10 protein-coding genes are annotated in these 14,171 nt (G+C 62.0%); 6 read left to right on the top strand and 4 right to left on the bottom strand.

The window, feature by feature from the left end:
- Positions 1–2: 2 nt before the first annotated feature.
- Positions 3–662: a GntR family transcriptional regulator gene (locus ACEN93_RS26195; RefSeq protein ID WP_039770022.1), complete on the bottom strand. Its 660-nt coding sequence runs from the start codon at positions 660–662 to the stop codon at positions 3–5.
- A gap of 266 nt (positions 663–928) precedes the next feature.
- Between ACEN93_RS26195 and xdhA the strand changes: the two genes are divergently transcribed.
- The 4 genes from xdhA to guaD all read left to right on the top strand — a co-directional run bounded on the left by xdhA (position 929) and on the right by guaD (position 7,086).
- Positions 929–2,383: a xanthine dehydrogenase small subunit gene (gene xdhA, locus ACEN93_RS26190; protein ID WP_495610680.1), complete on the top strand. Its 1,455-nt coding sequence runs from the start codon at positions 929–931 to the stop codon at positions 2,381–2,383.
- Positions 2,376–4,769 carry a xanthine dehydrogenase molybdopterin binding subunit gene (xdhB, locus tag ACEN93_RS26185; RefSeq protein WP_074687630.1) on the top strand — a complete coding sequence of 798 codons (2,394 nt, stop codon included), beginning with the start codon at positions 2,376–2,378 and terminating at the stop codon, positions 4,767–4,769. Before xdhA ends, xdhB begins: the two co-directional genes overlap by 8 nt.
- A gap of 141 nt (positions 4,770–4,910) precedes the next feature.
- Positions 4,911–5,768: a xanthine dehydrogenase accessory protein XdhC gene (xdhC, locus tag ACEN93_RS26180; RefSeq protein ID WP_414882519.1), complete on the top strand. Its 858-nt coding sequence runs from the start codon at positions 4,911–4,913 to the stop codon at positions 5,766–5,768.
- A 13-nt stretch (positions 5,769–5,781) separates the two neighbouring features.
- On the top strand, positions 5,782–7,086 hold the full coding sequence (gene guaD / locus ACEN93_RS26175) for a guanine deaminase (protein WP_039770015.1): 1,305 nt from the start codon (positions 5,782–5,784) through the stop codon (positions 7,084–7,086).
- 107 nt (positions 7,087–7,193) lie between these two features.
- On the opposite strand, the gene ACEN93_RS26170 is transcribed toward guaD, so the two are convergent.
- On the bottom strand, positions 7,194–7,958 hold the full coding sequence (locus ACEN93_RS26170; RefSeq protein WP_007952027.1) for a GntR family transcriptional regulator: 765 nt from the start codon (positions 7,956–7,958) through the stop codon (positions 7,194–7,196).
- Positions 7,959–8,182: 224 nt separating this feature from the next.
- Here ACEN93_RS26170 and ACEN93_RS26165 point away from each other — a divergent pair, with 224 nt between their 5' ends.
- On the top strand, positions 8,183–9,373 hold the full coding sequence (locus ACEN93_RS26165; protein WP_039770013.1) for a benzoate/H(+) symporter BenE family transporter: 1,191 nt from the start codon (positions 8,183–8,185) through the stop codon (positions 9,371–9,373).
- A 61-nt stretch (positions 9,374–9,434) separates the two neighbouring features.
- Here the strand turns inward: ACEN93_RS26165 and ACEN93_RS26160 are convergent, their stop codons facing one another.
- Complete coding sequence (locus ACEN93_RS26160; RefSeq protein ID WP_039770011.1) at positions 9,435–9,779, bottom strand: YggL family protein; 345 nt, start codon at positions 9,777–9,779, stop codon at positions 9,435–9,437.
- 234 nt (positions 9,780–10,013) lie between these two features.
- Between ACEN93_RS26160 and dacB the strand changes: the two genes are divergently transcribed.
- Positions 10,014–11,474, top strand: coding sequence for a D-alanyl-D-alanine carboxypeptidase/D-alanyl-D-alanine endopeptidase (gene dacB, locus ACEN93_RS26155; protein WP_039770010.1), 1,461 nt, complete (start codon positions 10,014–10,016; stop codon positions 11,472–11,474).
- A gap of 209 nt (positions 11,475–11,683) precedes the next feature.
- On the opposite strand, the gene ACEN93_RS26150 is transcribed toward dacB, so the two are convergent.
- Complete coding sequence (locus ACEN93_RS26150) at positions 11,684–14,068, bottom strand: sensor domain-containing diguanylate cyclase (protein ID WP_495610679.1); 2,385 nt, start codon at positions 14,066–14,068, stop codon at positions 11,684–11,686.
- Positions 14,069–14,171 lie beyond the last annotated feature (103 nt).

Genomic DNA, 14,171 nt, shown 5'->3' with positions numbered 1-14,171 from the left:
GGTCAGGCAACCGTCAGGGCGGACACCACCAGATCGCAGCTGCGCTGGGCGTAAGCCGTCAGCACGATGCGAATCTGCGGCAGGTCACGGGCGAGGACGGCGGCGAGCAGGCGTTCGAACAGGTCGAGGAACTCGCTCATCTCGGCCTTGCGCTGCTCCAGCGCGAGGAAGTACGCACGGCTCATGGCCGGTTGCAGGTTCTCGACGGTTTCCTGCAGGTACGGGTTGTTGGCGAACGGGTACGCGGCGCGCATGACGTTGAAGCTGTCGTCGACGAAGGTGCGGATGTCCTGACGCTCGTAGCTGGCGGTCAGGCGCTGCTGGATCTGCACGAACGGCGCCATGTCGGCCTGGGTCTGCCAGCCATTGGCCACGGCGTTGCCGAGCAGGATGTACAGCTCGCTCATCAGCGTGCACAGGCTCTGCACCTTGTGCGCCGTCAGCTCAGTGACGTGCGCGCCGCGGCGCGGCAGGATCGCGATCAGGTGACGGCGCTCGAGGATCAGCAAGGCTTCGCGGACCGAGCCGCGGCTGACGTTCAGCGCCAGCGTGACCTTCTGTTCCTGGATGCGCTCTCCCGGCTTCATTTCGCCGCGAATGATCCGTTCGGCGAGGTGGTGAGCGATTTGCTCGGCGAGGCTGTCCGGCGCCTTGAACGTCATGGTTGTCCTTCAAACTCTTCGATCTGCACAAGCGGCGCAGTGTAGCGCAATGCGCGGTCATGGCGGAGTGCCCGCACAGCGGTTTTTGGCACGATTCCCGCAAAAAAGCGCTTGATCCAATGAGGGTCAATACTGAAGAGACACGTGGTTGAGCGACAAAACGGCTTTTCCTGACCTTTAAGTCAGAAAACCATTGACCGAAAAGTCAGACCTGCTAAATTCGGCTCAAGTCGCTCAACAACAATAATGAGTCTGCGAGGCCTTCCGTGATCCAGTTTTTACTTAACCAGGAACTCCGTAGCGAGCACGCCCTGGACCCGAACCTGACCGTGCTCAACTACCTGCGCGAACACGTGGGTAAATCCGGCACCAAAGAAGGCTGCGCCAGCGGTGACTGCGGCGCGTGTACGGTGGTGGTCGGCGAGTTGCAGACGGATGACGATGGCCGCGAACACATTCGCTATCGCAGCCTCAACTCGTGCCTGACGTTCGTGTCGTCGCTGCACGGCAAACAATTGATCAGCGTCGAAGACCTCAAGCACAAGGGCGAACTGCACAGCGTGCAGAAAGCCATGGTCGAGTGCCACGGTTCGCAGTGCGGTTTCTGCACCCCCGGTTTCGTGATGTCGCTGTTCGCCCTGCAAAAGAACAGCGATGCACCGGATCAGGCCAAGGCCCACGAAGCGCTGGCCGGCAACCTTTGCCGCTGCACCGGCTACCGACCGATCCTGGCCGCCGCCGAACAATCCTGCTGCGCCAAGCAACCGGATCAGTTCGACGCCCGTGAAGCGGAAACCATCGCCCGCCTCAAAGCCATTGCCCCGACGTCGATCGGCGAACTCAACAGCGGCGACAAACGCTGCCTGGTGCCGCTGACCGTCGCCGACCTGGCCGATCTTTACGACGCTTATCCACAAGCCCGCCTGCTGGCCGGCGGCACCGATCTGGCGCTGGAAGTCACGCAGTTCCACCGCACGTTGCCGGTGATGATCTACGTCGGCAACGTCGCCGAAATGAAACGCATCGAGCACTTCGAGGATCGCATCGAAATCGGCGCCGCCACCGCCCTCTCCGACTGCTACGAAGCGTTGAACGCCGAGTACCCGGACTTCGGCGAGCTGTTGCACCGCTTCGCCTCCCTGCAGATCCGCAACCAGGGCACTTTGGGCGGCAACATCGGCAACGCCTCGCCGATCGGTGACTCGCCGCCCCTGCTGATCGCCCTCGGCGCGCAGATTGTGCTGTGCAAGGGCGAGACCCGCCGCACGCTGGCCCTCGAGGATTACTTCATCGATTACCGGGTCACCGCGCGTCAGGAAAGCGAGTTCATCGAGAAAATCATCGTCCCGCGCGCCACGGCCGAGCAGCGCTTCCGCGCCTACAAAATCTCCAAGCGTCTGGACGACGACATCTCTGCCGTCTGCGCCGCGTTCAACCTGCGCGTCGAGAACGGCGTGATCACCGACGCCCGCGTCGCCTTCGGCGGCATGGCCGCGATCCCGAAACGCGCCGCTCATTGCGAAGCGGTGCTGCTCGGCCAGCCGTTCAACAACGCAGTGGTCGAACGCGCCTGCACCGCGCTGGGCGAGGATTTCACCCCGCTCTCTGACTTCCGCGCCAGCAAGGAATACCGCCTGCTCAGCGCGCAGAACCTGCTGCGCAAATACTTCATCGAACTGCAAACACCGCACATCGAGACTCGGGTGACCGCTTATGTCTAACCATCACGGCGTAGAGAAAACGCAAGCTGAACTGGCTGAACTGTTCGCCAAAGACCTGACCACCGGCGTCGGCCGCAGCGTCAAGCACGACAGCGCCGCCAAACATGTGTCCGGTGAAGCGCAATACATCGATGACCGCCTGGAATTCCCCAACCAATTACACGTTTACGCGCGGCTGTCGGATCGCGCCCACGCGAAAATCATCAGCATCGACACCCAGCCCTGCTACGCCTTTGAAGGCGTGCGCATCGCCATCACCCATGAAGACGTACCGGGCTTGAAAGACATCGGCCCGCTGCTGCCGGGCGATCCGCTGCTGGCCATCGATGACGTGCAGTTCGTCGGTCAGCCAGTGCTGGCCGTGGCCGCCAAGGATCTGGAAACCGCACGCAAGGCCGCCATGGCCGCGATCATCGAATACGAAGATCTGGAACCGGTGCTGGACGTGGTCGAAGCCCTGCGCAAACGCCACTTCGTGCTCGACAGCCACACCCATCAGCGCGGCGATTCGACCACGGCTCTGGCCACGGCCGAACATCGCATTCAAGGCACGCTGCACATCGGCGGTCAGGAACACTTCTATCTGGAGACCCAGATCTCCTCGGTGATGCCGACCGAAGACGGCGGCATGATCGTCTACTGCTCGACCCAGAACCCCACCGAAGTGCAGAAACTGGTGGCTGAAGTCCTCGACGTGTCGATGAACAAGATCGTGGTGGACATGCGCCGCATGGGCGGTGGATTCGGCGGCAAGGAAACCCAGGCCGCGAGCCCGGCGTGCCTGTGCGCGGTGATCGCGCACCTCACCGGCCAGCCGACCAAGATGCGCCTGCCGCGTGTCGAAGACATGCTGATGACCGGCAAGCGTCACCCTTTCTACGTCGAGTACGACGTCGGTTTCGACAGCAACGGGCGCCTGCACGGCATCGCGATGGATCTGGCCGGTAACTGCGGCTGCTCGCCTGATCTGTCGGCCTCGATTGTCGACCGGGCGATGTTCCACTCGGACAACTCGTATTACCTGGGCGATGCGACCATCAACGGTCACCGCTGCAAGACCAACACCGCGTCGAACACCGCGTACCGTGGTTTCGGCGGGCCGCAAGGGATGGTCGCGATCGAAGAAGTGATGGACGCCATTGCCCGTCACCTGAACCTCGATCCGCTGGCCGTGCGCAAGGCCAACTATTACGGCAAGACCGAGCGCAACGTCACCCATTACTACCAGACCGTCGAGCACAACATGCTCGAAGAGATGACCGCCGAACTGGAAGAAAGCAGCCAGTACGCCGAGCGCCGCGAAGCGATCCGTCGCTACAACGCCAACAGCCCGATCCTGAAAAAAGGCCTGGCGCTGACCCCGGTGAAGTTCGGCATTTCCTTCACTGCCAGCTTCCTCAATCAGGCCGGTGCGCTGGTGCACGTCTACACCGACGGCAGCATCCACCTGAACCACGGCGGCACGGAAATGGGCCAGGGTCTGAACACCAAAGTCGCGCAAGTCGTGGCCGAAGTGTTCCAGGTGGAAATGGACCGCGTGCAGATTACCGCGACCAACACCGACAAAGTGCCGAACACCTCGCCGACCGCGGCCTCCAGTGGCGCCGACCTGAACGGCAAAGCGGCGCAGAACGCTGCCGAGACAATCAAGCGGCGTCTGGTCGAATTCGCCGCGCGGCACTACAAGGTCAGCGAAGAAGACGTGGAATTCCACAACGGCCACGTACGGGTGCGTGACCACATCCTGACCTTCGAAGCGCTGATCCAGCTGGCGTATTTCAATCAGGTGTCGCTGTCGAGCACCGGGTTCTACAAGACCCCGAAAATCTACTACGACCGCAGCCAGGCCCGTGGCCGGCCGTTCTACTACTTCGCCTTCGGCGCGGCGTGCTGCGAAGTGATCGTCGACACCCTGACCGGCGAGTACAAGATGCTGCGCACCGACATCCTCCACGACGTCGGCGCCTCGCTGAACCCGGCCATCGACATCGGCCAGGTCGAAGGTGGTTTCGTTCAGGGCATGGGCTGGCTGACCATGGAAGAACTGGTGTGGAACAACAAGGGCAAGCTGATGACCAACGGCCCGGCCAGTTACAAGATCCCGGCCGTGGCGGACATGCCGCTGGACCTGCGGGTGAAGCTGGTGGAAAACCGCAAGAACCCGGAAGACACGGTGTTCCACTCCAAGGCTGTGGGTGAACCGCCGTTCATGCTCGGCATCGCCGCGTGGTGTGCGATCAAGGATGCGGTGGCCAGCCTTGGCGATTACAAACATCAGCCGAAGATCGACGCGCCGGCGACCCCGGAGCGGGTGTTGTGGGGCTGCGAGCAGATGCGCCAGCTCAAGGCGGTGAAAGCCGTCGAAGCTGAAACCGAGGTTGTTTGATGATCGTTCCCACGCTCTGCGTGGGAATGCAGCCCGCGACGCTCTGCGTCGCATCCTGAACAGCGGACGCGGAGCGTCCAGTGATGCATTCCCACGCGACGGTTCGACGCCTCGACGTGGGAACGATCTGAGAGGTGAGATATGTACAACTGGATCGACGCCCTCGCCGACCTGCAGAACCAGGGCGAACCCTGCGTTCTGGTGACGATCATCGAAGAACTCGGCTCGACGCCGCGCAATGCCGGCTCGAAGATGGTCGTCAGCGCCCGCCAGACGTTCGACACCATTGGTGGCGGGCACCTGGAATACAAAGCCATGCAGATCGCCCGCGAGATGCTCGCCAGCGGCAGGCAGGACACCCATCTGGAGCGCTTCAGTCTCGGTGCCAGCCTCGGCCAGTGCTGCGGCGGCGCCACGGTGCTGCTGTTCGAACCGATGGGCCAGGTGCAGGCACAGATCGCCGTGTTCGGCGCCGGTCATGTCGGCCGCGCGCTGGTGCCGCTGCTCGCCAGCCTGCCCTGCCGGGTGCGCTGGATCGATTCCCGGGAAGAGGAATTTCCCGAACAGATTCCCCACGGCGTGCGCAAGATCGTCGCCGAGGAGCCTGTGGATGAAATCGACGACCTGCCCGCCGGCAGCTACTGCATCGTCATGACCCACAACCATCAACTGGATCTGGAACTCACCGCCGCGATCCTCAAGCGCAACGACTTCACCTGGTTCGGCCTGATCGGCTCGAAGACCAAACGGGCCAAGTTCGAACACCGCCTGCGTGACCGTGGCTTCGACGCCAGCGTCGTGCAACGCATGCGCTGCCCGATGGGCATCGGCGAAGTCAAAGGCAAGTTGCCTGTGGAAATCGCCATCTCCATCGCCGGCGAAATCATCGCCACCTATAACGCCAATTTCGGCCAGCACACCGCCAGCGCCGAACCGATTGCCAAACTGCTGCCGGTTTCGCGCCGCAGTCGGGCCGCCACACTCAAAGCCTCAAACTGATTAGAGAACCCTCATGCCTCTGACTCGCAAAGCCTACCGCGCCGCCATCCTGCACAGCATCGCCGACCCCGCCGAGGTCGGCATCGAAGCCTCCTACGAGTATTTCGAGGACGGCCTGCTGGTGGTCGATGGCGGCAAGATCAGCGCCCTTGGCCACGCCAGCGAACTGCTGCCGAGCCTGCCGGCGGACATCGAGATCACCCATCACAAGGATGCGCTGATCACCCCGGGCTTCATCGACACCCACATCCACCTGCCGCAGACCGGCATGGTCGGCGCCTATGGCGAGCAACTGCTGGACTGGCTGAACACCTACACCTTCCCTTGCGAAAGCCAGTTCGCCGACAAGGCCCACGCCGATGAAGTGGCGGATATTTTCATCAAGGAACTGTTGCGCAACGGCACCACCACCGCGCTGGTGTTCGGCAGCGTGCACCCGCAATCGGTGAACTCGTTCTTCGAAGCGGCCGAGAAGCTGGACCTGCGGATGATCGCCGGCAAGGTGATGATGGACCGCAACGCGCCGGACTACCTGACCGACACCCCGGAATCGAGCTACGTCGACAGCAAGGCGCTGATCGAGCGCTGGCACGGCAAGGGTCGTCTGCACTATGCAGTCACCCCGCGTTTCGCGCCGACCAGCACCCCGGAACAGCTGACCCTCGCCGGCCAGTTGCTCAGCGAATACCCGGATCTGTACATGCAGACCCACATCAGCGAAAACCTCAAGGAAGTCGAGTGGGTCAAGGAGCTGTTCCCGGAGCGCAAGGGCTATCTGGACGTCTACGACCACTATCAATTGCTCGGCGAGCGTTCGGTGTTCGCCCACGGCGTGCACCTGTGCGACGACGAATGCGCGCGCCTGGCGCAGACCGGTTCGGCGGTCGCGTTCTGCCCGACCTCGAACTTCTTCCTCGGCAGCGGCCTGTTCAACCTGCCGATGGCCGAGAAGCACAAACTGAACGTCGGCCTCGGGACTGACGTCGGCGGCGGCACCAGTTTCTCGCTGCTGCAAACCCTGAACGAAGCCTACAAGGTGATGCAGCTGCAAGGTGCGCGCCTGAGCCCGTTCAAGTCGCTGTACCTCGCCACCCTCGGCGGCGCGCGGGCACTTCGTCTGGAAGACAGGATCGGCAACCTGCAACCGGGCTCCGACGCCGACTTCCTGGTGCTGGACTACAACGCCACGCCGCTGCTGAGCTATCGCTTGAAGCAGGCCAACAACATTGCCGAGACGCTGTTTGTGCTGATGACCCTGGGCGATGACCGCACTGTGGCTCAGACTTATGCAGCAGGTGCGCTGGTACACCAGCGCTAACTGATTGCTCGATCGTTCCCACGCTCTGCGTGGGAACGATCAGACGGACAAAAAAAATCCCCCGGTACTTTGCAGTCCGGGGGATTTTTATTGCCTGTCGATTCGCCTCAGAGCTTGACCGCCGGCCGCCCCGGCTTCTTGGTCTGCAACAGGTGCGAGAACACTGCATGCAGATCGTCCGAAGCGCTTTCCTCGTCGAGGTTGAGCTTGCTGTCGATGTGATCCATGTGATGCATCATCAGGTCCACCGCCAGCTCGCCGTTGCGCGCTTCGATGGCGTCAATCAACTGGGTGTGCTCGTCGTAGGAACAGTGCGAGCGGTTGCCGCTTTCATACTGGGCAATGATCAGCGACGTCTGCGAAACCAGACTGCGCTGGAAGCTGATCAGCGGCGCGTTCTTCGCTGCCTCGGCCAGTTTCAGGTGGAATTCGCCGGAGAGACGGATGCCGGCGCCGCGATCGCCACGGGAGAAGCTGTCGCGCTCGTCGTTGACCATCTGGCGCAGTTCGGCAATCTGCTCGGCGGTGGCGTGTTGCACCGCCAGCTCGGTGATCGCGCGCTCCACCAGACGTCGGGCGAGGAACACCTGACGCGCCTCTTCAACGCTCGGGCTGGCGACGACCGCGCCACGGTTCGGCCGCAACAGCACCACGCCTTCATGGGCCAGACGCGAGAGCGCGCGGCGAATGATGGTGCGGCTGACCCCGAAAATTTCCCCCAGCGCTTCTTCGCTCAACTTGGTGCCGGGCGCCAGACGCTGTTCGAGGATGGCCTCGAAGATATGCGCATAGACAATATCGTCCTGGGTTCCGCTGCGGCCGGCTTTGCCTGCTCGCGGTTGTTTCTTGAGGGGTTGCAACTGTTCGTTCATGGGCACTCGAGTCGGGAAGAACGGCGGCGAATTGACCGTGACTGTAATACGGCACAGTGGGTCGCTGGCAAGTATCGCGTAAAAAACAGCGCGATTGTACACAATGGAAGGTGGCAACACGACTGTACGGCTGTTTGCGACTTCGGCTGTATTGCAACGCTCCGTTACGTTTGAGTTTAGGCTTAAACCCGAAATCCGTGGCTTGAACAAGGAACGCCGCTGTCATGAACGAAATTACCCACACCCGACTGCGCCCGCTGGCGGACACATCGCCCTCCGCCATTGTCGCCGGGTTCATTGCGATGATGACCGGCTACACCAGTTCGCTGGTGCTGATGTTCCAGGCCGGGCAGGCGGCGGGCCTGACCAGCGGGCAGATTTCCTCGTGGATCTGGGCAATTTCCATCGGCATGGCGGTGTGTTCGATCGGCCTGTCGTTGCGCTATCGCACGCCGATCACGATTGCGTGGTCAACGCCCGGCGCGGCGCTGTTGATCACCAGCCTCGGCGGCGTGACGTATGGCGAAGCGATTGGCGCCTACATTACCTGCGCCGTGCTGGTGACGATCTGCGGCCTGACCGGCAGCTTCGAACGGCTGGTGAAAAAGATCCCGGCCTCCCTCGCCGCCGCGCTGCTGGCGGGGATCCTGTTCAAGATCGGCAGTGAAATCTTCGTCGCCGCACAGCACCGCACCGGCCTGGTGCTGGGGATGTTCTTCACGTATCTCATCGTCAAACGCCTGTCGCCGCGTTATGCGGTGCTCGCTGCGCTGCTGATCGGCACCGCGCTGTCGGGCTTCATGGGTTTGCTGGACTTCAGCGGCTTTCATCTGGAAGTGGCGACACCGGTCTGGACCACGCCGCACTTTTCCCTGGCCGCGACCATCAGCATCGGCATTCCGCTGTTTGTCGTAGCGATGACCTCGCAGAACATGCCCGGCATCGCCGTGTTACGGGCCGACGGCTACAACGTCCCGGCCTCGCCGCTGATCACCGCCACCGGCATCGCGTCCCTGCTGCTGGCGCCGTTCGGCTCCCACGGCATCAACCTGGCGGCCATCAGCGCGGCGATCTGCACCGGGCCCCATGCCCATGAGGATCGCAACAAACGCTACACCGCAGCGGTGTGGTGCGGGATTTTCTACGGGATTGCCGGGGTGTTCGGCGCCACGCTGGCGGCGCTGTTCGCCGCGCTGCCCAAGGAACTGGTGCTGTCGATCGCTGCGCTGGCGCTGTTCGGTTCGATCATCAACGGCTTGAGCATCGCCATGACCGAGGTGAAGGAACGGGAAGCGGCGCTGATCACGTTCATGGTCACGGCGTCGGGGCTGACGTTGTTTTCCATCGGTTCAGCGTTCTGGGGGATTGTCGCGGGGGTGTTGACCTTGCTGATCCTCAACTGGCGCAAGGCTTGAGGCCTGAATAAAAAGCAGGCATAAAAAAACGGCGACCCTCGGGTCGCCGTTTTTTTCAGTATCACTTGGCCGCGTTGATCGGCTTTTCCGGATACCAGACGTCCAGCAGCGGGCTGATTTCAGTGCTGGTCAGCTCGGAGCGGGTTTTCAACCAGGCTTCAACAGCAGCGCGCTGCTCTTCGGTGACCGAGCCGCGCTTCTGCAGGCAAACCAGACCGAAGTCGTCGCCGCCGACATAGCCCAGACCGTTGGCTTCCATGGCTTCTTTGATGAATGCTTCGAGGAAAGCGTCAATGGCTTCTTCGGACAGGTCTTCTTTGAAGCCCAGGTTCAGTTCGAAACCCAGCTCTTGAAATTCATCGACGCACAGTTTTTTGCGCAGACGCTGGGAACGGTTAGTCGCCATTGGAACAATCCTCTTAAGTAATAACGGCCGGCACTTTACCAGTTTAAGCCGGCGATTGCCCGACTCTCTGGAACGTGCGTGCGACCGCCTGTAAAAAAATAACGAATTGGCGCCCTTGCGAAAGGCACAAGCTGTAACAGCTTGGGGCATAATGCCGACACTTTCATGACCACTGAGGGCCTTTTCATCCATGTCCTCGTCTTTTTTCCCCTCGGCTGTAGGGTTTTATTTCATATGATCAAATCGTTGCGTCCTCTGCTCCTGGCCGGTCTTCTTCTGCCGCTGGCCTTGCCCGTCTCCGCTGCCACCATCAACACCGCCCTGACCCCCAACGTCGAAAAAGCCCTCAAGGCCAGCAAGCTGCAGCCCACTGCCCTGTCGCTGGTGATGGTGCCACTGGACGGTCCGGGCACGCCGACCGTGTACAACGCCGACGTGTCGGTCAACCCTGCCTCGACCATGAAGCTGGTCACCACTTACGCGGCGCTGGAAATGCTCGGCCCCAACCATCAGTGGAAAACCGAGTTTTACACCGACGGCGACCTGAACGGCGGGATCCTCAACGGCAACCTCTACCTCAAGGGTGGTGGCGATCCGAAGCTGAACATGGAAAAACTCTGGCTGCTGATGCGCGACCTGCGTGCCAACGGCGTAACCCAGGTCACCGGTGATCTGGTACTGGACCGCAGCTTCTTCGTGCAGCCGCAACTGCCGGAATTCAACGATGACGGCAACGACGAGAACAAGCCGTTCCTGGTCAAGCCGGATTCGCTGCTGGTCAACCTCAAGGCCCTGCGCTTCGTGGCCCGCAACGACAATGGCCGGGTCTTGATCTCGGTCGAACCGCCGATCGCCAGCATCAACATCGAAAACACCGTCAAAGCGCTCAACTCCAAACAATGCACCGGCGGCGTGCGCTACAACCCGGTGCCGCAGGCCGATGGCAGCGTGACCGTGACCGTGGCCGGCCAGTTGGGTGAAGGCTGCAGCTCGCAGACTTATCTGTCGCTGCTCGACCACGCAACCTACACCGCTGGCGCCGTGCGGGCGATCTGGAAGGAACTGGGTGGCAGCATCCAGGGCAAGGATCGTCTGGCCCCGACCCCGAGCAGCGCCAAAGTGCTGGCCCGTGCGTTCTCGCCGGATCTGGCGGAAATCATCCGCGACATCAACAAATACAGTAACAACACCATGGCTCAACAGCTGTTTCTGAGCCTGGGCCAGAAATTCCGCAACGACGCCGACGGCGATGACGCCAAAGCCGCGCAACGCGTGGTGCGTCAGTGGCTGGCGAAGAAAGGCATCACCGCGCCGCATCTGGTGATGGAGAACGGTTCCGGTCTGTCGCGTTCCGAGCGGGTCAGCGCCCGGGAAATGGCCAACATGCTGCAAGCGGCCTGGCACAGCCCATATGCTGCCGAGTACATCAGTTCACTGCCGATCGCGGGCACTGACGGCACCATGCGCAAACGCCTGAAGACCACCGCGATGCGCGGCGAAGCCCACGTCAAGACCGGCACCCTGAACACCGTACGGGCAATCGCCGGCTTCAGCCGCGACGTCAACGGCAACACTTGGGCGGTGGTGGCGATCCTCAACGACAAGGCCCCGTTCGGCGCGTCGTCGGTGCTGGATCAGGTGCTGCTGGATCTCTATAAACAGCCGCGGACGCCGCAGACTGCTTCGGTTCTGTAATCCCCGTAATTGATTGTTCCCACGCTCTGCGTGGGAACAATCATCACAGCCGAAACTGCCGCCCCCCCCAAACCTGATTGTTCCCACGTCGAGGCGTCGAACCGTCCGCGTGGGAATACAGCCCGTGACGCTCTGCGTCACTGGACGCGGAGCGTCCCCGGGGAGGCATTCCCACGCAGAGCGTGGGAACGATCAGGTGGCAGAGGGGCTCAGTTCATCTGCCGCTCGACCCGATCCCGTCCGCCCTGCTTCGCCGCATACACCCCGGAATCCGCCCGCAACAACAGCGCATCCGCGCCCTCCCCCGGTCGCCAGCTGGCAATCCCGAAACTGGCCGTCACCACCCCCACCACGTCGATCGGCGCACTGCGCAGGCTGTGCCATAACTCCTCGGCCAGCATGTGGGCGTGTTCGCCGTCGATGTCCGGGCACAGCACCATGAACTCTTCGCCGCCCAACCGGCAGAACACGTCGGTACGCCGCAGCCGGTGACCGATGCGCTCGCAAACCGCCTGCAACACGCGGTCGCCCACCGCGTGACCGTACTGATCGTTGATCCGTTTGAAGTGGTCGATGTCGAGCATGATCACTGACAACTCGCCACCGCCACGCTCGACCCGCGCCATCTCGGTGGTCAGGCGCTCCTGGAAATAGCGCCGGTTGTGAATGCCGGTCAGGGAATCGGTCACCGACAGCGCGCGCAATTCTTCTTCCACCCGTTTCAGGTCGGAAATATCCGAAATATAGCCGTGCCACAGCACGCCGCCACCCGGCAATTCCTCCGGCGTCGCCTCGCCGCGAACCCAGCGCAGGCCGCGCCCGGGTAATTGCACGCGGTATTCCTCGCGCCACGGGCTGAGATTGTCCGCCGAAGCGCGGATCGACTTGCGCACGCGGCTGACGTCCTGCGGGTGGATGCGGGTGAAGATCGCTTCGGCGTTGAGCAGCAGCACATCCGGCTCGAGCTCGTAGATTTCGCGGATACCGTCGCTGGCGTAGATCACGCTGAAGCGTCCGTCGAACTCCATTTTGAATTGATAGATCCCGCCGGGAACATGGGCGCTGAGCTTCTTCAACAGCACATCCCGCGCGGCCAGCGCTTCGTGCACGCGCTTGCGTTCGGTGATGTCGATGCAGATCGCCAGGTGCCCGACCCACAGCCCCTGCTCGTCCAGCACCGGCGTGGCCAGCATGTTCACTGGAATGTGGCTGCCGTCCTTGCGCACCAGCGTCCACTCGCGCGCCTCGTGCCCGCCGACTTCGCCACCCTCCACCAGCATCGCCTGGCAGGTCGGAATGGTCTTGCCATAGCGGGCGCTGAGCTCCGCCGCGCGGGCCACCAGTTCCCGGGGAAAGTGCAGGTTTTCCAGGGTCATGTGGCCGACCACTTCGCTGCTGAGATAACCGAGCATCTGCTCGGCGCCGGGGTTGAACGTGTTGATCACGCCGCGCAGGTCGGTGGCGATGATTGCCACTTGGGTTGCCGCGTTGAGCACTCCGCGCAACTGACCGTGGGTGCCGCGCAGTTCCTGTTCGCGTTCATGCAGCTCCTGAGTACGCAACTCGACCATGCGCAACGCGCGCTGGCGCTGACTGACCAGCACATAAAGCAGCGCACTCAACAGCAGACTGAGCAACCCGCCCAGCACCACCACGCTGCCCACCGCAGAATGGTTGGCCTGCATGAACGCTTCGCTGGGCAGAATATCCACCTGGTAGTCGTGATCGGCCATGCGCACCAACCGCGTAGCCGACAGATCGCTTGGCACCGGCTCATTGGTCGACTCGAACAACACTTCATGCTGATCGGTGGTGGACAAATCGAGGATGCGTACCGACAGATAGTCATGAAGTGCATCCGGCAAGCCGTCTGCCAGCAGCTGTCGCATGCTGATGACAGCCATCACATAGCCATATGATCTGGACTCCCCTTCGCGCAGCAGCGGTGCCACCAACAATACGCCGCGTGCGTAAGCCGGCTCGATACCGACCAAATGCATGGGCTGCGACACCGCCAGACCGCGTAGCTGGTCGGCGCGTTCAAGGGTCGAGCGGCGCAATGGCTGGGCCAGCAAGTCGTAACCCAGCGGCGCGCCAAGCCGGCTCTGGGTCTGGCTGTACAACACCACTACGTATTCATCGCGGGCCGAGGCCAGTTGCAGCTCGCCGCGGGCATTGAGTTCGCGCACGCTGAAGGTGCTCAGGCCTTCATCCCGCGCCCGCTGTTCAAACGCTGCACGCTCGGCACCGCTCACCCGCAGGGCGAACGAATAGGCCTGGGTGCGCAGTAATAAAGGTTGGGTGTAACCATCGAATTCGGCGCGGGACACCGATTCGGAGTTGGCGAAGAACCGACGCAAGCCGTCGAGGCGTTGCTCCTGATCCTGAAAACGTTCTTCGATGCGGCTGTAGCGCTCGTTGGCCAGTAGCTGAAAGCGTTGGCGCAACTGGCTATGAAACTGATTGAGGGTGCCCCAGGCGAGCAGCCCCGTGAGAATCCCGCCGGCGAGCAATACCAACACCGCGACCAGCCAGGCCGAGACTTCTTCGCTGATAAAACCCAATATCTTCGGGCGCACGGGGTGCAACGACATAAAAGCCACTCACTACGTCAGCATCTGCGGGAAAAACCCCATCGGCCGTGTGTGAGTTATAGCTATTAGCCACTAATTTGGCTAGTTCTGAACGGATCCAAGA

Source organism: Pseudomonas sp. Pseusp21 (assembly GCF_059492145.1).
This window is presented reverse-complemented; position numbering and strand designations above follow the sequence as displayed.